At 66.6% G+C, this 18,255-nt stretch carries 16 protein-coding genes and 1 tRNA gene; 6 read left to right on the top strand and 11 right to left on the bottom strand.

Features of this window, described 5'->3' with window-relative positions; genetic code table 11:
- Positions 1-43: 43 nt before the first annotated feature.
- From ACODTJ_RS05685 to lysM, 3 genes are all read right to left on the bottom strand, one after another.
- Positions 44-1,003 carry a DUF3829 domain-containing protein gene (locus ACODTJ_RS05685; RefSeq protein WP_454656288.1) on the bottom strand — a complete coding sequence of 320 codons (960 nt, stop codon included), beginning with the start codon at positions 1,001-1,003 and terminating at the stop codon, positions 44-46.
- 54 nt (positions 1,004-1,057) lie between these two features.
- Positions 1,058-1,375, bottom strand: a complete 318-nt coding sequence (locus tag ACODTJ_RS05680) for a rhodanese-like domain-containing protein (protein ID WP_488847827.1) — start codon at positions 1,373-1,375, stop codon at positions 1,058-1,060.
- 145 nt (positions 1,376-1,520) lie between these two features.
- Entirely contained in the window at positions 1,521-1,961 is a 441-nt protein-coding gene (lysM, locus tag ACODTJ_RS05675; protein ID WP_454656286.1) for a peptidoglycan-binding protein LysM, read from the bottom strand.
- Between the two features lie 179 nt (positions 1,962-2,140).
- Here lysM and ACODTJ_RS05670 point away from each other — a divergent pair, with 179 nt between their 5' ends.
- Positions 2,141-2,569, top strand: coding sequence for a GlcG/HbpS family heme-binding protein (locus ACODTJ_RS05670; protein ID WP_454656285.1), 429 nt, complete (start codon positions 2,141-2,143; stop codon positions 2,567-2,569).
- A 158-nt stretch (positions 2,570-2,727) separates the two neighbouring features.
- Positions 2,728-3,789, top strand: coding sequence for an NAD(P)/FAD-dependent oxidoreductase (locus ACODTJ_RS05665; protein ID WP_454656284.1), 1,062 nt, complete (start codon positions 2,728-2,730; stop codon positions 3,787-3,789).
- Positions 3,790-4,035: 246 nt separating this feature from the next.
- Here the strand turns inward: ACODTJ_RS05665 and ACODTJ_RS05660 are convergent, their stop codons facing one another.
- Together ACODTJ_RS05660 and ACODTJ_RS05655 are read right to left on the bottom strand one after the other, a co-directional pair.
- Positions 4,036-6,531: a hypothetical protein gene (locus ACODTJ_RS05660; RefSeq protein ID WP_454656283.1), complete on the bottom strand. Its 2,496-nt coding sequence runs from the start codon at positions 6,529-6,531 to the stop codon at positions 4,036-4,038.
- Positions 6,532-6,887: 356 nt separating this feature from the next.
- Positions 6,888-8,126, bottom strand: a complete 1,239-nt coding sequence (locus ACODTJ_RS05655; RefSeq protein WP_454656282.1) for a urate hydroxylase PuuD — start codon at positions 8,124-8,126, stop codon at positions 6,888-6,890.
- 221 nt (positions 8,127-8,347) lie between these two features.
- Here ACODTJ_RS05655 and uraH point away from each other — a divergent pair, with 221 nt between their 5' ends.
- The 3 genes from uraH (at position 8,348) to ACODTJ_RS05640 (ending at position 10,361) form a co-directional block, all read left to right on the top strand.
- The gene (gene uraH / locus ACODTJ_RS05650; protein WP_454656281.1) at positions 8,348-8,701 is read left to right on the top strand and encodes a hydroxyisourate hydrolase; all 354 of its coding nucleotides are present in this window, start codon (positions 8,348-8,350) and stop codon (positions 8,699-8,701) included.
- 6 nt (positions 8,702-8,707) lie between these two features.
- Positions 8,708-10,132 carry an allantoinase PuuE gene (puuE, locus tag ACODTJ_RS05645; protein WP_454656280.1) on the top strand — a complete coding sequence of 475 codons (1,425 nt, stop codon included), beginning with the start codon at positions 8,708-8,710 and terminating at the stop codon, positions 10,130-10,132.
- A gap of 70 nt (positions 10,133-10,202) precedes the next feature.
- Positions 10,203-10,361 (top strand): hypothetical protein, encoded by a 159-nt coding sequence (locus ACODTJ_RS05640; RefSeq protein ID WP_454656279.1) that lies wholly within the window; start codon positions 10,203-10,205, stop codon positions 10,359-10,361.
- 161 nt (positions 10,362-10,522) lie between these two features.
- Here ACODTJ_RS05640 and ACODTJ_RS05635 read toward each other — a convergent pair whose 3' ends face one another.
- Positions 10,523-11,926, bottom strand: coding sequence for an SNF2-related protein (locus tag ACODTJ_RS05635; protein WP_454656278.1), 1,404 nt, complete (start codon positions 11,924-11,926; stop codon positions 10,523-10,525).
- 289 nt (positions 11,927-12,215) lie between these two features.
- Here ACODTJ_RS05635 and ACODTJ_RS05630 point away from each other — a divergent pair, with 289 nt between their 5' ends.
- On the top strand, positions 12,216-13,604 hold the full coding sequence (locus ACODTJ_RS05630) for a M20 family metallopeptidase (protein WP_488847822.1): 1,389 nt from the start codon (positions 12,216-12,218) through the stop codon (positions 13,602-13,604).
- A gap of 7 nt (positions 13,605-13,611) precedes the next feature.
- Here ACODTJ_RS05630 and ACODTJ_RS05625 read toward each other — a convergent pair whose 3' ends face one another.
- The 5 genes from ACODTJ_RS05625 to ACODTJ_RS05605 form a co-directional block, all read right to left on the bottom strand.
- Complete coding sequence (locus tag ACODTJ_RS05625; protein ID WP_454656276.1) at positions 13,612-13,869, bottom strand: hypothetical protein; 258 nt, start codon at positions 13,867-13,869, stop codon at positions 13,612-13,614.
- A gap of 74 nt (positions 13,870-13,943) precedes the next feature.
- Positions 13,944-14,402 (bottom strand): MgtC/SapB family protein, encoded by a 459-nt coding sequence (locus ACODTJ_RS05620; protein WP_454656275.1) that lies wholly within the window; start codon positions 14,400-14,402, stop codon positions 13,944-13,946.
- 113 nt (positions 14,403-14,515) lie between these two features.
- Positions 14,516-14,591 (bottom strand) — tRNA-Lys (locus ACODTJ_RS05615).
- A gap of 139 nt (positions 14,592-14,730) precedes the next feature.
- Positions 14,731-16,008, bottom strand: a complete 1,278-nt coding sequence (locus tag ACODTJ_RS05610; RefSeq protein ID WP_454656274.1) for a solute carrier family 23 protein — start codon at positions 16,006-16,008, stop codon at positions 14,731-14,733.
- 337 nt (positions 16,009-16,345) lie between these two features.
- The gene (locus ACODTJ_RS05605; protein WP_454656273.1) at positions 16,346-17,908 is read right to left on the bottom strand and encodes a 2-isopropylmalate synthase; all 1,563 of its coding nucleotides are present in this window, start codon (positions 17,906-17,908) and stop codon (positions 16,346-16,348) included.
- Positions 17,909-18,255: the final 347 nt, after the last annotated feature.

Raw genomic sequence — 18,255 nt, 5'->3', positions numbered from 1 at the left:
CCCCGCCGCGCCACGCGCCGGGGCTGCGTCGCACGCATCGATCTCAACGCGACATGCGGATGGCCGTCTCCGAGAGCGAGACCATGGTGTTGTAGTTGTTGACGATCCAGTTGGCGTCGTTCGCCGCGCCGCGCCGGACATCGCCCTTGCTCTTGGCCAGCTTGTCGCTGAAATCGCGCAGCTTGCCGAGCCAGGAGCTGGCCTGGCTCTCGATGAAGGGCACGCCCTTGGTCTCCTTGTCCTTGAACGCATCCATCTCGCGGACCGCGGCGGCATAGTCGGCGACCGCGGCGTTGAAGGACTTGAGATCGACGATCGGGCTCTCGTTGCTCGGCATCAGGTCCATCACGGCGCGCGCATTGATCATGATGTTGCGCACCTGCCAGCGGGCGGACTTGCCTTCGCGCTGCTCGACCGATGCGAGCTCACGCTGGTCGAGCCCGCGCTTGTAGACGCGCATCAGCGCATCGAGCTTGGACCGTTCCTCGAGGAAGGTCTTCGCGGCCGGCACCATCAGCGCATGCAGCTTCTGGCCCTCCGCGAGGTTGTCGTCGCGATAATCCTTGCGGTCGTAATAGCGCTCGGCCTTGGTGATCAGCGGCGCCAGCTCCTGATAGGCCTTGATGTAGCGGCCCATGGTCTCGTCGATGGCCGGCAGCTTCGGCTCGCGCGCCATCGCCTCCTCGGCCTTCTTGGTCTCGCTGGCCACGTCATAGAGGCTGTAGAGCCCATAGGTGATGTAGCGCTCCTTGCCGGTCGGGCCCTTCTTCATGTCGACCCAGCTGCCATAGCGCTCCCAGGACTGGATCGCCCGCAGCGTGCGGTTCATCAGCCCCGTATAGGCGTTCGACTTGGTGATCGCGGCCTGGAGGTCGTCATCGGCCGCCTTGCTGGCGCTGCCGGCAGGCATCGTCGCCGTACCCTGTGCCCAGCCGGCACCCGGAGCGGCTAGAAGCAACGCGGCGGCGCAGGCGGCGCCGTAGAAAAAAGCTCGGGTCAGCATGGCTTGTATCCTTCGTCTACAGGCGGCGCGGCACACGGATCGGCCTTCAGGGCCTCAGTCCTGCGTCACCGGCTCGCCATGCATCAGCCAGTCCTTGAAGCCGCCGGCATAGTGGCTGTCGATGTCGAGCCCGGCCGATTGCGCGAATTCCAGCGCGCGTCGCGAGCGCACGCCCGCCGCGCAGGAGAGCACGATGCGCTTGCCCGGCTCGTTCGGCAGGTCGGCGGGATCGAACTGCGACAGGGGCCGCGACACCGAGCCCGGAATATGTCCGGCGGCGAATTCATGCGGCTCGCGCACATCGACCAGCAGGATGGAGCCATCGTCCAGCCCCGCCTTCACGGCGTCGATGTCGAGGTCGTTTACGATCATGGGCAGGCCACTCCAGCTCGGTCAGGCGAGCCGTTGAGATAGGACGGCGTCCCGGGAAGCGCCACCATTCGGCCGCGTTCCCGGGACGCCAAAACAAGAAGCAGCCGCGAGCACGAGGCGCGCGGCTGCCTTGTCGCTGAAGGCCTCAGGCCTTCGGCGGAATACGCAGGACCCAGCCCGGCAGGATCAGGTCGGGATTCTTGACCGGCGGCGTGTTGGCCTTGACGATATCGGTGTACTTGGCGCCCTGGCCCTTGCCGTAATGCTCCTCGGCGATCTTCCAGAGCGTGTCGCCCTTCTTGACCGTGTAGAACACCGCGGCCGCGGCCTCCTTGGTCACGGCGAGGTCGGATTCGACCTGGGCCACGCCGGTGGTGTTGCCGAGCGCGAGAATGATCTTCTCGGCCTCTTCCGTCGAAACGGCCTTGCCGGAAACCTTCACCTTGTCGCCGTCGATCTGGATGTTGACGTCGGAAGGCAGGCCGTGTCCCGCAAGTTCCTTCTGCAGATCGTCGGCGGTCGCGGCCTTGGCCGAGCCGCCGAAAATCTTGGCGCCGGCATCCTTGATGAAACTGAACAAACCCATTGGGTAAACCTCCGCGTGTCGCGGCGCTATCAAGCCCTGTCGGACGGCCCTATGCAAGTCGGCATGGAAAAGGTGTTTTGCTTGCCGGCTGGCACCGATTGCACGAAAGCGCGCCCGAACGGCCTTTTCCACGCGCCCCGCGGCTGGCAAGAACGTCGCTAACGCAACCGGAGTTCCCCATGCTGACTCTCGCTCAGGCCCAGACCATCCTCCAGACAGCGCTCGGCCATGCCGAAGCGAATGGCTTCAAGCCGCTCGCCATCGCCGTGCTCGACGCGCGCGGCGCGCAGAAGGCCTTCGCCGCGCAGGACGGCACCAGCCTGAAGCGTGGCGAGATCGCGCTCGGCAAGGCGCATGGCGCCGTCGCGCTGGGCATGGGTTCGCGTGCCCTCCACAAGATGGCACTGGACCGGCCTTATTTCATCGAAGCGGCGACCCATGCCGTCGGCGGTTCGCTGGTGCCGGTTCCCGGCGGCGTGCTGATCCGCTCGCTCGAAGGCGCGCTGCTCGGCGCGGTCGGCATCTCCGGCGACACCTCCGACAATGACGAGGCCGCGGCCTGCGCCGGCATCGCGGCAGCCGGGCTCAAGGCCGATACCGGAGCCTGATTTCACTACGGTGACCGGGCGCAGGAGAAGGCTCTTCCCCTGCCCCCCGTCGCCGCGCCGATTTCGCACTTTGCACTTGCCAACCGGCCTTCGAAGCCTCATGTCCTCCGCGCGGGTTCGTTAAATCGGACAGTTTGGACCGGCTCGAAGGTAGAATCATGAGCGAAGCGGCTGCCGCCAACGAAAACGAAGTCATCACCACCGATGTTGTCATCGTCGGTGCCGGCCCCTGCGGGCTCTTCGCCGTCTTCGAGCTCGGCCTGCTCGATATCCGCGCCCATCTCGTCGACATCCTGCCGAAGGTCGGCGGGCAATGCGCGGAACTCTATCCCGAGAAGCCGATCTACGACATTCCGGGCTTCCCGATGGTCACCGGCCAGGCGCTGGTCGACAACCTGCTGGAGCAGATTAAGCCCTTCGGGCCGACCTTCCATCTCAACCAGATGATCGAGGCCGTCGAGCCGACCGGCACCACCGAGGCACCGCGCTTCCGCGTCACCACCGATGCCGGCACCGTCTTCGACACCAAGACCGTGATCATTGCGGCCGGCGGCGGTTCGTTCCAGCCGAAGAAGCCGCCGATCCCCGGTATCGAAGCCTATGAGGCCGGCTCGGTCTTCTATGCCGTGCGCAAGATGGAGGCCTTCCGCGGCCGCAACATCCTGATCGTCGGCGGCGGCGATTCCGCCCTCGACTGGACGCTGAACCTCCAGCCCATCGCCAACCGCGTCACCCTGATGCACCGCCGCGACGATTTCCGCGCCGCGCCGCATTCGGTCGAGCAGATGCGCAGCCTCGTTGCCGACGGCAAGATGGACATGAAGCTCGGCCAGGTCACCGGCCTCAAGGGCGAGAACGGCAAGCTCGAGGCGGTCGTCTGCCGCGGCACCGACAACGAGCCTTTCGAGGTTGCCTGCGATACGCTGCTGCCCTTCTTCGGCCTGACGATGAAGCTCGGCCCGATCGCCGACTGGGGCCTGAACCTCAACGAGAACCTCGTCCCGGTCGACACCGAGAAGTTCGAGACCAGCGTGCCCGGCATCTTCGCCGTCGGCGACATCAACACCTATCCGGGCAAGCTCAAGCTGATCCTCTCGGGCTTCCACGAAGCCGCGCTCTGCGCCCAGAAGGTCCACCGCTACGTCTATCCGGAGAAGCGGCTGACATTCCAGTACACGACCTCCTCGACGAGCCTCCAGAAGAAGCTCGGCGTCGCCTGAGCGGGGGCGCCGCCTGTCATCCCGTGCGCGCCGCAGCGTGAAACGCTGCTGCGCGGACACGGGACCGCATGCCGCTTGAGGCTCCCCTCCTCACGGCCTCCGCAAGGGAGGCTTTTCCGGGAAACGATCCCGTGTCTGCGCAGCGGCATTCACATGCCGCAGCGCGCACGGGATGACACGCTTCCTTGAAAGCAGGGTTTGCAAAGCTAGAGGATTATGAAAGCCGCGGCACCCGCCGCGGCTTTTTCAATGCGCGATCGCGTCGCCGGGGATATGCGCGGCGGCGGTGCCGCTGCGCGCCGCCGGGCCCTGGGCGGTGCCCAGACCCAGCGAATTGCGCACGCTCACCGAGGGACCGGCCAGCTTCGGCATCTCGCCCGGCGCGGTGACGATCTGCGGCTCGTCATGGCGCGGCGCCGGCGGCAGCATGTCGTCCGGCTCCTGCGGCTCGATGCGCGCCCGGAGCTCGGCCAGCGCACCCCAGAGCGGCTGGAAGCTGAAGCGCACCTTATGCGTGCCGGCCGGTACCTGCACGGCGCGGAACAGCACATTGGCCCGCAGAATCTCGGTCTCGACGCCGTCGACTTCGGCCTTCCACCAGGGATGCCAGATATCGTTGAGCACGACGAAGCCCGCGACCGGGGTCGTGACCTCGATCTCGACCTGGGCATTGAGATAGCGCGTCAGCTTGACCTCGGCCTGCGTCGCGACCGGCCCCTCCGGCGTCGGCACCGGCGGCTCGGTATCGAGCAGCACCGCCTGGGTCGGGTCGGTCTCCGGCCAGCGACCAGACAGCTTCATGCTCTCGAAATCGGCGAACTGCCAGCCACCGACGAACTGCACGCGCGGCAGCGCCCGCGGGTTCTCGTAGACATAACCCTGCTTCGTCCGGGCCATCAGGGTGAGATCGCTCTCGCCCAGCGCACGGTCGACCTGCTCGATCGGAACCGGCGAGGCGATGTAACGCAGGCCCAGCAGGTTCGCGAGCCGGCAGCGATAGGACGGGAAGAGCGGCGTGAACTTGCGGTCCGCCGGGCGGGCGATGCCGTCGCCCGTGCCGACAGCCTCGGAGAAATCCTCCAACCGTAGCGGATTGTAGCCCAGCGTATGATCGAAGCCGTGGACCATGCCGGCATTCGGCCATTCGAAGCCCATCCCGAGCAGTTCGACCCGGTCACGTCGCGGCGAACCCTCGGGCTGTGAGGTCAACTGCTTCAGCAGCGCGATGGTGTCGTTCTTCGTCCGGGAATCCAGTACGTCGTACATCTGCGGCGAGAGCGCGGTCGATTCGTTCGGGCCGTTGTTGACGCCGAGATCGGCGGCAACCACGCCCGTGACCAGGACAGCCGCAGCCGCGGTGCCGAGCGCCCCGCGCCAGCGCTGCAGGATGAAGAAGGCCCCGCCCGCGAGCGCGAACCAGCCGAGCGCCATCGCAACCGGCTTCCAGGCGTCAGCGAGATGGCCCCAGCCGCGCGACACGCCAAGCGCGAGCACGATCGTACCGAGGACCAGCGCCGCCCCGACCAACATGTCGCGCCGGAACGACGTTCCCGCCTCGGCCGTCAGGATGCGATGCAGCACATAGCCCGAGAGGATCGACGCGATACCTCCGATCAGGAAGGTCGCGTCGGCAGGCCGGCGGAACTGCTTCACGCCCGGCAGATACTCGTAGGTCAGGTGGAACAGCGGCGTGTAGCGGCCGAGCGCGAACAGCACCATGAAGGCGAGCATTAGCGTCAGCGGGCGGACCGACTTGTCCCAGAGCCAGCCGCGCGTCAGGCCGGGGGCCAGCAGCAGCAAAAGCGGCAGCGCACCGAAATAGACCTGTGCCATGTTCTGTGACAGGTGGAGCACCTGCGGGTTGCCATAGGGCCCCCAGAACTCGACGGCCGGGTCCTTGGCGCCGAACAGGTCGCCAACGAAGGCGGAGAGCAGCGACATCGGGTGCAGCGAGCCGCGTGCCGCGATGCCGAAATCGATCTCGGGCCGGGTCGTCGCCTCGGCGAAGAGCCAGGTCCAGATCAATGGCATGGCGATGACCGCGAGGCCGACGACGCTCGCGGCCGTGATCGGCAGCAGGCTCGCCTTGAAGGCAGGCCAGCCGCCCGAAATCCAGTGCGCCACGACCATGGCGACCAGCACATAGCCGGCGAGCAGCGCGACCTGATCCGGCTCCAGCACCATCATGCCGGCCGCAAGGCCGGCGAAGACACCAGACAGGATCGAGGAGCGCTGCAGCATCCGCGCCGTCAGCCAGAAGGCGATGGCGAAGAAGGCATAGCTCGCGATCTGCCCGACATGCTGAACGCGCCAGGCTGCCGAGGCGCCGAAGGCGAAGACCAAAGCCGCCATCAGGCCGCCGGCCGGATGCCAGCCGCGATCGCGGAAGAACATCAGGAGCGCGAGACCGCCGGCCAACAGATGCGCCAGAACATAGGCGTCGACCTCGCGGAAGCTCGGCTCCGGCGAGATCAGCGCGAGCAGGATCGCGGGCGAGAAGATCAGCGATTGGGGGTCGGCAATCTGCGGCGAGCCGGCGAAAACATTGTGGTTCCAGAAGGGCGACTGGCCGGTATGGATCGCGTTGGCGAGGAACTGCACCTGCGCCTGGAAATGCGCCTTGGCGTCGAACGGAATCGTCACCGCCCCCGAAAGCCAGGGCCAGCACAGGATCCCCCATGCCACGACGAAACCGATGGCCGCCAGCAGGTAGCCGGCGCCCCTTGCATCAACGCGTCTCAACTGGACCCCCGCGGTCCTCGGCACGAACGGTCCCGTTCTGGGATCCTGTCTCCAGCCCTGTCAGTGGCTGAACCATGGCGCCGCGTACCTGAACCGAATCTGAACGTGATCACGCCTCCGTGAACGAGGCTGATGACAGTCTGAAGAAGGCGGAAATGGGATGTGTGAAGGGCGGGGTTGCCGCGTGTATCGATGCTCACCGCACAGTCGCGAAGAACGCGGGTCATCCCGGACGCAGCGAAGCGGAGATCCGGGATCCATGCCTGAACCTTGATCGGAAGCGCTCCGGCATGGATCCCGGGTCAAGCCCGGGATGACCCGCGTTTCCGAACAGATCGAACGACGGCCGGTTGGATTTACCGCGCCGCCGCAGCCAGCCACCCCGCCAGCGCTTTCCGCTCGGCCGGGGTCATCCCGGAAAGGTTGTTCGGCGGCATCGCATGGGTCATCACCGCCTGCATGCGGATGGCGCGGGCATGCATCGCGATCTGCTCCGGCTCGTGCAGCATCACGCCCTTGGGCGCGATCTGGATGCCCGGCCAGGACGGCTCCGGCGCATGGCACATGGCACAGCGGCCGGTCACGATGTTCGAGACCTCCGTCGGCGGCAGCGTCATCCCGGCCAGCAGCACGGGCTTGCCCGCGTCGTGCGCCTTGAGGCCGAGCTGCTCGCGCCCACCGGGCGACGATGACATCGCCACCCAGAAGGCGAGCCAGAGCGCGAGGATAGCCACCGCCCAGCACCACCACGGCGACTTGTCGTGGTTCGCGTGCCGGATGTTGAAGAAATGTCGGATCAGCGCGCCAGCCACGATCACCAGTGCCACCAAGAGCGGGATGACCGCCGAATTGGCATAGGTCACCGGATAGTGGTTCGACAGCATCAGGAACAGCACCGGCAGGGTGATGTAGTTGTTGTGCGTCGAGCGCTGCTTGGCGGCCTTGCCGTATTTCGGATCGGGCTTCTCGCCGGCGGTAAGCGCCGCGATCACCTTCCGCTGGCCCGGCATGATGTTGAAGAAGACGTTGGCGGTCATGATCGTCGCCATCAGCGCGCCGGTATGGATCAGCGCGCCGCGCCCGGAGAACACGTTGGCGAAGGCCCAGCTCGCCGCGACGACATAGCCGAAGCCGACGAGCCCGAGCAGGACGTCATGCTTGCCGAGCGGCGACTTGCAGAGCAGGTCGTAGATCAGCCAGCCGATCACCAGCGCCGCGATGCCGATGGCGCCCGCCGCGAAGGGCGAAAGCTGCATCACCGCCGGGTCGATCAGGTAGAGCTCGGACTGGGCATAATAGACCCAGACCAGCAGGAAGAAGCCGGAGATCCAGGTCCAGTAGCTCTGCCATTTGTGCCAGGTTAGCTCGGCCGGCATCACGCCCGGCGCCACCATGTATTTGCGCATCTCGTAGAAGCCGCCGCCATGGACCTGCCAGGCGCGCCCGCCGGTGCCGGGCGGGATATCCTCGGCCGGCTTCAGCGAGGCGTCGAGATGGATGAAGAAAAAGGAAGCGCCGATCCAGGCGATCGCCGTGATGACATGGAGCCAGCGCAGCATCATGCCACCCCATTCCATCAGATAGGCTTCGAGCATGGCGCTACGCTCCGGGAGAGCTGGAGGTGAACCGGGAGTCGGAACCTCCGGCTGCAATAAAGTAGCCTGCTTTCGTCGCCGCCGAAATCGCCGCAACACTCTCGCCGATTGACATCCGGGAACATGATCTTATCGCAAAAGCCAATATTCACCGCAGCGAACGGCGCCGTACACTCCCCGGAGACCGGCCAGGCCCGACACCGGCGCCTTCAGGAGACCGCATGGGACATCTCTCGACGCATGTGCTCGACACGGTGAACGGCCGCCCCGGCGCCGGCATCGCGGTGACGCTCGACCGGCTCAATCTCGACGGTGCGCGCGAGCGGCTGGCGGAAGCTGTCACCAACAGCGACGGCCGCACCGATTCAGCCCTGCTCTCGGGAGTGCTGGTGCCCGGCACCTATGAGCTGACCTTCGCGATCGGCGCCTATTTCCGCGGCCTCGGCACCACCCTGCCCGAGCCCGCCTTCCTCGATCTCGTTCCTGTCCGCTTCGGCATCGCCGAGCCGGAGGGGCGCTATCATGTCCCGCTCCTGGCCTCGCCCTGGAGCTACTCCACCTATCGCGGCAGCTAGACCATCATGAGCCAGACCACCTATCCGCGCGACATGAAGGGCTATGGCCGCGCTGCCCCGCATCCGCATTGGCCGGGCGAGGCCCGCATCGCCGTCCAGTTCGTGGTCAATTACGAGGAAGGCGGCGAGAACTGCATCCTCCACGGCGATGCTGCCTCCGAAGCCTTCCTCTCCGAGATCGTCGGCGCCGCGCCTTGGCCGGGCCAGCGCCACATGAACATGGAGTCGATCTACGAATACGGCTCCCGCGCCGGCTACTGGCGGCTCTGGCGGATGTTCACCGAGCGGAACATGCCGGTGACGGTCTTCGCCGTGGCCTCGGCGTTGGCCCGCTATCCCGAGATCGTCGGCTCGATGCAGGAGGCCGGCTGGGAGATCGCGACCCACGGCCTGAAATGGATCGACTATCGCGATACGCCCAAGGAGCGCGAGCGCGCCGACATCCTCGAAGCCATCCGCATCCAGACCGAGCTCACGGGCGAGCGCCCGCTCGGCTGCTATCAGGGCCGCACCTCCGAGAACACGATTCCGCTGACGATGGAGGAAGGTGGCTTCCTCTACACCGCCGACGTCTATGCCGACGAGCTGCCTTACTGGCTCGCCGGTCCGAAAGGGCCGCAGCTCGCCGTGCCCTACACGCTCGACGCCAACGACATGCGCTTCGCCACGCCGCAGGGCTTCAACACCGGCGAGCAGTTCTTCACCTATCTCAAGGACTCGTTCGACACACTCTATGCCGAGGGCGAGACCGCGCCGAAGATGATGTCGATCGGCCTGCATTGCCGCCTCGTCGGTCGCCCCGGCCGCGCCGCCGCGCTCGCCCGCTTCCTCGACTATGTCCAGAGCCATGACAGGGTCTGGGTCGCGACCCGGCTCGACATCGCCCGCCACTGGGTCAGGACGCAGCCACCCGCCGGCGGCTACGTGCCCTCGAAGCTGCCGAAGGCCCTGTTCACCGAGGTCTTCGGCCGCGTCTGGGAGCATTCGCCCTGGATCGCTGAGGCCACCCACGACGCCGGCATCGGCGCGAGCCACGACACGGCGGAAAGCCTGCACGCGGCGATGGTCGCGGCCATGCGAAAGGGTACGCCGGAGCAGCAGAAATCCCTGCTCAGCGCCCATCCCGACCTCGCCGGCAAGCTCGCGGCGGCGGGCGAGCTCACGCCGGAATCGACGCAGGAGCAGGCCGGCGCCGGGCTCGACCGCCTCACCAGCGATGAGCGCGTCCGCTTCACGGCGCTGAACGAGGCTTACAAGGCGCGCTTCGGCATCCCCTTCATCATGGCGGTGAAGGGCGCGACCAAGGCCCAGATCCTCGCCGCCTTCGATGGACGACTGAAGAACACGCCGGAACAGGAAGTCGCGACGGCACTGGCCGAGGTCGAGAAGATCGCCCTGTTCCGCCTGAAGGAACTGCTGCCGGCGGGCTGAACCCACGGCAAACCGGAACCCTCCTGCGATCGCGGCGTTGATGCGTCGCTATCGAGGAGGGTTTCCGTTCGTGTTCCGCCTGCTTCTGATCATCATCGTGCTGGTCGTCGGCTACGACGCGATCGTCCATCAGGGCGCCTATACGCGCGACGCCTGGAACAGCATCGTTCGCCTCACCAGCTCGTCGGTCGAGGGCGCCAAGGAACTCGGCGAGCGCGCTCGCAACTAACGATCGGCAATACCTTGCTCTTCCTATAAGCGCGGGTCATCCCGGACGCAGCGAAGCGGAGATCCGGGATCCATGCCTGAACCTTCATCCGAAGCGCTCCGGCATGGATCCCGGGTCAAGCCCGGGATGACGGCGTGTTTCTTCGCTATGTCGGCAAGGGTTTACGCCGCCGCCCGCCCCTCGACGATCCCGGCGATCGCTTCCAGCATCCGCGTGTCGTCGCCCGCCAGCCCTTCCATCGCCGCCATGCGCTGGATCACCGTGCCGGCAATCGCCTCCTCCACCGTATCCTCGGCATAGGCGTAGAAGATCGTCGCGTGCTGGCCGTCACGATGGCAGCGCCCCTCGATCTGCTGGAGCTGGATGGCGCTATGGCGCATGTCGTGGATGACGAGCGCCCGCTCGCGCTCGCCGCCCGGCATCTCGCCGCGATGCAAGGAGATCGACTCGGTCACGGTGAAGATCACCGCGTCGAGCTGCCCCGTCTGGAAAGCGATGCGCGTCTCCTCGTTCTGCGCGCCCGAGCGTTCGCCATTGATCTCGGCCGTGCGCCAGCCCCTCCCCCTCAGTGTTTCGGCCAGCATCGCGCTGGTCTCGAGGAAGGCGACGGAGATGGCGACCTGCTCGTCATTGCCCAGCAGGTCCTCGCAGAAATCCGCCGTGCCGGGGATGCGCAGCAGGCTTGCTTTCTGGCGGAAGCGCAGATCGGCGGCCCAGCCTTGCGGCTTGCGCGTCGAGCCGCCGGCCAGGCCCAACTCCTTGCGGAACTCGCGCCAGGTCGCGTCATAGAGCTTGCGCGCGGCCGTATCGAGCGCCACCGGCGCCAGTTCGCGCTGCACCTCCGGCCAGCCGGCGATCTCCTCCGGCCGGCGGCGCAGGCCGATGGCGTTCGCGCCGCGATAGAGCAGATCGGCCATCACCTTGCGGTCGGCCTCGTTCGGCTCCCAGCTCCAGTTCTTCCAGCGGCCCTTGGCCCGGCCGATCTTCAGGCGCTTCATCAGCACGCGGAAACCGTCGAGATCGGCCGAGGGCATGCCCGCTGCCTTCGCCAGCAGACCAGCCAGATAGGACAGTTCATGCGGCGACTGCCCGGCCGTCGCGCTCATGTAGATCGTGAAATCGGCCGCTTCCGCCATCTGCCGGCAGACCAGCCCCTGCTGCGAGTTCGGATTGCGGATGCGATGCGCCTCGTCGATCACGACGAGCGGCCAGACGCGCTTCGGGCGGCCATGCTTGGCGATTTCGTTGTTCTTCGCCCGCGTCGAGCGCTTCTTGCTGTCGGCGACGGGGGCGAGCAGCGATTTCGTCTTCTCGAAATTCATCAGCGTCACGCGCTTGGCCGGCAGGCCGGACAAAGCCATGGTACGCCGCCATTGCGGGATCGCGCCCTTCGGGCAGATCACCAGCACCTCTTCCTCCGGCATCGCCGAGAGCGCCAGCCAGGCCGAGAGCGTCTTGCCGAGGCCGGTGAGGTCGCCGAGCAGGAAGCAGGCCTCGTCCTTCCCCCGCGCCGCCAGGATGGCATCTCGCGCGACGAGCTGGTGCGGGTGCGGGATCATGGTCATGAGAGAAGGGAACACATTCGGAAGCACGACCTATCGACAAAACTCCGCGCCGTCATCCCGGACAAGCCGCCTTTGGCGGCGCCGATCCGGGATCCATTCCTGAGCCTTCATCGGGAAGGTTCAGGCATGGATCCCGGGTCTCGCTGCGCTCGCCCGGGATGACCCGCGTGGGCTTAGATCGGCAACACCGCCCTGCCCGGCAGGCATGGCGCGCCCGGCTCTCTTGGCACTGGCGCAACTTCACGTCCACCGGCACTGTGCCGGCCACTTATAGGGAGACGACAAGACCATGACCCGCGCGCAGGCGATCGCGAAAGCCCAAGACTATTTCGATTCAGGCCGGATGAAGACCGATCTCGGCCGGCTCGTCGCGATCCCCACCGAAAGCCAGAATCCCGACCGGGCCCCCGTGCTCGGCGAGTATCTCGACAAGGAGATGCAGCCGCTGCTCGAATCGCTCGGCTTCACTTGCCGCATCCTCACCCATGCCAAGGCGCGCGGCCCCTTCCTCTATGCCGAGCGCATCGAGGACCCCGCCCTGCCGACCATCATCGGCTACGGCCACGGCGATGTCATCCGCGGCCTCGACGCACAATGGAGCGAGGGCCTCTCGCCCTGGAAGCTGGTCGAGCGTGACGGCCGCTGGTACGGCCGCGGTGTCGTCGACAACAAGGGCCAGCACCTCATCAACATCAACGGCCTGCGCGCCGTGCTGGAGACCCGCGGCAAGCTCGGTTTCAACGCCAAGTACCTGATCGAGATGGGCGAGGAATCCGGCTCGCCGGGCCTGCGCGAACTCTGCCAGGACGAGGCCGAACTGCTCAAGGCCGACATCCTGATCGCCTCTGACGGGCCGCGCCTCAATGCCGAACGCCCGACCGTTTTTTTGGGCGCGCGCGGCGTCATCACCTTCGACCTGCAGATCAAGGCGCGCGAGGGCGGCCATCATTCTGGCAACTGGGGCGGCATCCTCTCCGATCCGGCGATCCAGCTCGCCCATGCCATCGCCTCGATCACATCGCCCACCGGCCAGATCCGCATCCATGAATGGGTGCCGAAGGAACTGCCGGATGGCGTGCGCCGCGCGCTCGCCGGTTGCGAGATCGACGGCGGCCCGGACGGCCCGACCATCGATCCGAACTGGGGCGAGCCCGGCTTGTCGCCGGCCGAGCAGGTCTTCGGCTGGTGCTCCTTCGACGTTCTGGCGATGAAGTCCGGCGTGCCGGAAACGCCGGTCAACGCCGTGCCGCCCAGCGCCTGGGCGCGCGTCGCGCTGCGCTTCGTCGTCGGCATCGACCCGCGCGACGTTGCCCCGGCGCTCCGCCGCCATCTCGACCGCCACGGCTTCGACATGGTCGAGATCATCATGCCCGGCACCGAGCGCTTCGGCGCGACGCGGCTCGACCCCGACGACGCCTGGGTCCGCTTCACCATCGACTCGATCGCCGAGAGCACCGGCAAGAAGCCGGCCCTCCTGCCCAATCTCGGCGGCTCGCTCCCGAACGACATCTTCGCCGAGATCCTGAAGCTACGCACGATCTGGGTGCCGCATTCCTATCCGGGCTGCTCGCAGCACGCCCCGGACGAGCACCTGCCGGCCGCGATCGCACGCGAGGGACTCGTGGCCATGGCCGGGCTCTACTGGGATATCGGTTCGGGCAACGCGCCCAAGGTCTAAGCGAGACTTATTCCTGCGGCTGGCGCGGATCGCGCGCCGGCGGCAGATCGATCGGCGTCGCCGGGGGAGCCTCCGGCGGCGCATTGGGTGGCAATTCCGGCGGCGGCTCGGTCGGGATGCCCTGCGGCTCCTCGTCCGGCGGCGATTCGACGGGAGGAGCCGGCGGCACCTCGCCGGGCATCAGCGGCGGCGCCTCGGGCGGCGGATTCGGAATGGCCGGCGTGTTGCCGGGCGCGGCCACAAGGCCTTGATCGAGTTGCATCATACGAAACCTGTCTTTTCGGACAGGAACGCCGGAGCCGCCAAAAGGCTCCCTTCCGCTCAGGGAAGCCAGCCTGCTCAGTCCGGCGGCCGGGACGAGCCTTCATCGCCCGGCAGCGGATGGCGGCGCTGCAACCAGCCTTCCAGCGAATGGTCGAGAAGCAGCAGGACCAGCGCCAGGACCGTGGCGGCCAGCGTCACCGGCCATTTCCCCAGCCCCGCCGAACAGCCCAGCGCAGCCGTCACCCAAATCGCCGCAGCCGTGGTCAGGCCATGGGGCATCAGGTCGCCGTCGCGGCGGATGATCAGGCCAGCGCCGAGAAAGCCGACGCCGGTCAGCACGCCCTGAACCACGCGGCTCGCCGCATCGGGATGCAACGTCTCGCTGAACAGGCTCGCCGCCGCAGCCGTACCGAGCCCGACCAGCCCGAAGGTCCTGAGGCCGGCGCTCTTGCGCTGGAGCGTTCGCTGCCAACCGACGGCGACGCCAGCCACGAGGCCAGCCAGCAATCGCAGCACCAATTCGAGTTCGTCCACGCTGCCGCTCGCTCCAACGTCAATTTGGGCGGAGGATAGCACGCCTCGGGCCGGCGAAGGCGCGAGCCATTCGCTTCAGCGAGGCATCAATTCAGCGATTTCAAGGAAGGTCGTGGTGGGTGATGTAGGGCTCGAACCTACGACCCGCTGATTAAGAGTCAGCTGCTCTACCAACTGAGCTAATCACCCATACGCCACGAAGCGCCGCCGGTCAGCGGCGTCAGCCGCGTCAGGCAGGGGGCGTGTAGCAAAGGCCCCGCCCCCTGTCCACCCATCTGTGACAGTTTTTTCAAACGCGGCGAAAAAGGCTTCGCCGCGCTGTGGATTGTCAGGCCATACGGCGGTTCAGCAGGTGATAAAGGATGATCGCGCCGAAGGTCGCGGTGCCGATTCCGCCGAGCTCGAAGCCGAAGATCGGCAGCTTCAGGTCGCCGGCACCGAGAATCAGCGCGGTCGCGACCGTGATCAGATTCTTCGGCTCGGAGAAATCGACCTTGTTCTCGACCCAGATCCGGCCGGCTGTCGCGGCGATGAGGCCGAAGACCACGACCGCGAGGCCACCCAGCACCGCGACGGGGATCGTGCCGATCACCGCGCCGAACTTGGGCGAGAAGCCGAGCACGAGCGCGATGATGCCGGCTGCGACGAAGACCAGCGTCGAATAGACCCGCGTCACCGCCATCACGCCCATGTTCTCGGCATAGGTCGTGACGCCCGTGCCGCCGCCCGAGCCGGCGATCATGGTGCCGAGACCGTCGGCGATGAAGCCGCGGCCGATCAGATGGTCGAAATTGCGGCCGGTCATCACCGCGATTCCCTTGATGTGGCCGAGATTCTCCGCGACCAGGATGATCGCGACCGGCACGATCAGCGTCATCGCCTTCATGTCGAAGACGGGAGCCACGAATTTCGGCATGCCGAACCAGGCGGCGGCGCCGATCTTGGCGAAATCGATCGTCGGCGCGCCGAAGCTCGACGCGGTCACAGCATAAAGAATGTAAGCGGCAAGCCCGCCGATCAGCACCGGCAGGCGCTGCGGCAGCCCGCGCCCATAGACGGCGATCAGCGCCACCGCCACGACCGTGAACAGCGCGATCCACTTGGTGTAGGCACTGGCCGAGATCATGCCGATCGCAACGGCGGTCAGGTTGAGGCCGATCGCGGCCACCACGGCGCCCGTGACGACCGGCGGCAGCAGCTTCTCGATCCAGGTCGTACCGACGCCCTGCACGATCAGGCCGATGAGGGCATAGACCGCGCCGCAGGCGATGATGCCGCCAAGCGCGACACTGATATTCGCGTTGGGGCCGGAGCCGGCATAGCCGGTTGCCGCGATGACGACGCCGATGAAGGCGAAAGAGGAGCCGAGATAGCTCGGCAGTTGCCCGCGCGTGACCACGAAGAACAGAAGCGTCGCGATGCCCGAGAAGAAGATCGCGACATTGGGGTCGAAGCCCATCAGCACCGGGGCCAGCACCGTCGCGCCGAACATGGCAACGACATGCTGCAGGCCGGCCACGACCGTCTGGCCGGTCGGCAGTCGCTCGTCCGGCATCACGACGCCGGAAGTCTTCAAGGTCCAGTTCGGAAAATAGCCCATCGGCATCGCGCTCCCCAGGGTCGCCGGGGGAGCGACCGCACCGGAAGCGCAGATGAAAGCAAAAACCGAGCCGGCGCCAGATCGCGCCGGCGTCATCCACCGGAATCGAAGAGGGGGGTGCTGTGCGCGGCCAACGCTTTCATCCCGTGCGCGCTGCGGCGCGCAGTGCCGCTGCGCAGACACGGGACCGTTCTCAGGAAAAGGCGCCCTTATGGAGGCCGCGAGGAAGGGAGCCCTACTCCTCACGCGGTCCCGTGTCTGCGCCGCAGCGTTTCACGCTGCAGCGCGCACGGGATGACACCCTTGGTCCAAGGGCGCTTCCGTGAGCGACGACGCTCGTTACTTACTCCGCCGCCTGCGCATGCAGGCGCCCGCCGCGTGCGATCAGCTTGTTCAGCGCGGCGAGATAGGCCTTGGTCGAGGCGACCAGCGTGTCCGGATCGGCTCCGCGGCCGGTCACCGACGACCCGTCGCGCGAGAGGCGCACTGTCACCTCGGCCTGCGCATCCGTGCCCTCGGTCACGGCATGGACGTCGTAGAGCTCCAGCGTTACCTCATGCGGCACGATCGCCTTGATCGCGTTGAAGATCGCGTCGATCGGCCCGTTGCCCTCGACCTCCTCGGTGACATGCTTGCCGTCGACATCGAGCTTCATGGTCGCGCGCTGCGGCCCGCGCGTGCCGGCGATCACGGTCAGCGATTCCAGCTTGATGCGGTCATGGGCGGTCGCGATGTTCTCGTCGACCAGCGCCTCGATATCCTCGTCGTAGACATGCTTCTTGCGGTCTGCCAGGGCCTTGAACCGGGTGAAGGCGTCTTCCAGCTGGTTGTCGCCCAGCTCGTAGCCCATCTCCTTCAGCTTCGAGCGGAAAGCGGCGCGGCCGGAATGCTTGCCCATCACCAGCGAGGTCTTGGTCACGCCGACCGATTCCGGCGTCATGATCTCGTAGGTGGTGTTGTTCTTCAGCATGCCGTCCTGGTGGATGCCGCTCTCATGCGCGAAGGCGTTCCGGCCGACGATCGCCTTGTTGTACTGCACCGGGAAGGAGCAGGCGCTCGATACCGCCTTGGAGATGCGCATCAACTGCGTCGCGTCGATACCGGTATCGTAGGGCATCGCGTCGCCGCGCACGCGCAGCGCCATCACGATCTCCTCCAACGCGGCATTGCCGGCGCGCTCGCCGATGCCGTTGACCGTGCACTCGATCTGCCGGACGCCGCCCTCGATCGCCGCCAGCGAATTGGCGACGGCCAGGCCCAGGTCGTTATGGCAATGCGCCGAGAAGATCGCCTTGTCGGCATTCGGCACGCGCTCGCGCACCGCCCTGAACATGGCGCGGTATTCGTCCGGCGTGGCGTAGCCGACCGTATCGGGCAGGTTGATCGTGGTCGCCCCGGCCCTGATCGCCGCCTCGACCGTGCGGCAGAGATAGTCGATCGGGGTGCGCGTGGCGTCCATCGCCGACCATTCGACATCCTCGACCAGATTACGGGCCTGCGTCACCGTCGCGGTGATGATCTCCAGCACCTGCTCCTGCGTCTTGCGCATCTGGTGCTCCAGATGAATCGGCGAGGTCGAGACGAAGGTGTGGATGCGCGGCTTCACCGCATGGCGCACCGCCTCGCCGGCGCGGGCGATGTCGGCGCTGATGGCGCGGGCGAGGCCCGCGACGGTCGCACGCTTCAGGCGGCGGGCGATCTCCGATACCGCCTCGAAATCACCCTCGGACGCGATCGGGAAGCCGGCCTCGATGATATCGACACCCATCGCGTCGAGCGCCTCGGCGATCTCCAGCTTCTCCTCGAAGGTCATGGTGGCGCCGGGGCACTGCTCGCCGTCGCGCAAGGTGGTGTCGAAGATCAGGACGCGGTCTTTTGCGGAGCCGGTCTGGGTCGGGTTGGTCATGGTTCTGCTTCCGGGTGTCGGCGCGCCGCGGAATTTTTAGGAAAGCGGGCGCTACGGTTTTCTGTCGGCGGTTCTCGTCACTCCCCTGAGCGCCCAGGCAGCATGCCCGGCCGGCCCTCAGGGGCAGCTAAGGAGAAGAAGGCCAAGAAGCGAGAGCGGAGCGCGGGCGCGCATGCCGACGACCTGCGCAGCGGCGCAGTCCTTCGTCAGGTCATGGCGGGCAGTCGAAACCACGGGCGTTCCTCAAATCGACGGGACAGGATGTAACCGAAGCAAGGGGCAAAGCGCAAGCATATGTCGCATGCGGTTATCCGGATCGCGACGAGCTTGCCTCGCGCCCTATGATA

The sequence above is a fragment of the Allobosea sp. FG18 genome (assembly GCF_057809495.1).
The sequence above is the reverse complement of the archived record's forward strand: the minus strand, read 5'-3'. Positions and strand labels throughout refer to the sequence as shown.

What these genes read in the sequence shown, in the direction of transcription:
- lysM (WP_454656286.1), bottom strand. Translation starts at nt 1,961, where the DNA reads ATGGGTTTGTTCAGTTTCATCAAGGATGCCGGCGCCAAGATTTTCGGC.
- ACODTJ_RS05610 (WP_454656274.1), bottom strand. Translation starts at nt 16,008, where the DNA reads ATGCCGATGGGCTATTTTCCGAACTGGACCTTGAAGACTTCCGGCGTC.
- ACODTJ_RS05685 (WP_454656288.1), bottom strand. Translation starts at nt 1,003, where the DNA reads ATGCTGACCCGAGCTTTTTTCTACGGCGCCGCCTGCGCCGCCGCGTTG.
- ACODTJ_RS05635 (WP_454656278.1), bottom strand. Translation starts at nt 11,926, where the DNA reads ATGACCATGATCCCGCACCCGCACCAGCTCGTCGCGCGAGATGCCATC.
- ACODTJ_RS05605 (WP_454656273.1), bottom strand. Translation starts at nt 17,908, where the DNA reads ATGACCAACCCGACCCAGACCGGCTCCGCAAAAGACCGCGTCCTGATC.
- ACODTJ_RS05670 (WP_454656285.1), top strand. Translation starts at nt 2,141, where the DNA reads ATGCTGACTCTCGCTCAGGCCCAGACCATCCTCCAGACAGCGCTCGGC.
- ACODTJ_RS05655 (WP_454656282.1), bottom strand. Translation starts at nt 8,126, where the DNA reads ATGCTCGAAGCCTATCTGATGGAATGGGGTGGCATGATGCTGCGCTGG.
- uraH (WP_454656281.1), top strand. Translation starts at nt 8,348, where the DNA reads ATGGGACATCTCTCGACGCATGTGCTCGACACGGTGAACGGCCGCCCC.
- ACODTJ_RS05665 (WP_454656284.1), top strand. Translation starts at nt 2,728, where the DNA reads ATGAGCGAAGCGGCTGCCGCCAACGAAAACGAAGTCATCACCACCGAT.
- ACODTJ_RS05680 (WP_488847827.1), bottom strand. Translation starts at nt 1,375, where the DNA reads ATGATCGTAAACGACCTCGACATCGACGCCGTGAAGGCGGGGCTGGAC.
- ACODTJ_RS05625 (WP_454656276.1), bottom strand. Translation starts at nt 13,869, where the DNA reads ATGATGCAACTCGATCAAGGCCTTGTGGCCGCGCCCGGCAACACGCCG.
- ACODTJ_RS05630 (WP_488847822.1), top strand. Translation starts at nt 12,216, where the DNA reads ATGACCCGCGCGCAGGCGATCGCGAAAGCCCAAGACTATTTCGATTCA.
- puuE (WP_454656280.1), top strand. Translation starts at nt 8,708, where the DNA reads ATGAGCCAGACCACCTATCCGCGCGACATGAAGGGCTATGGCCGCGCT.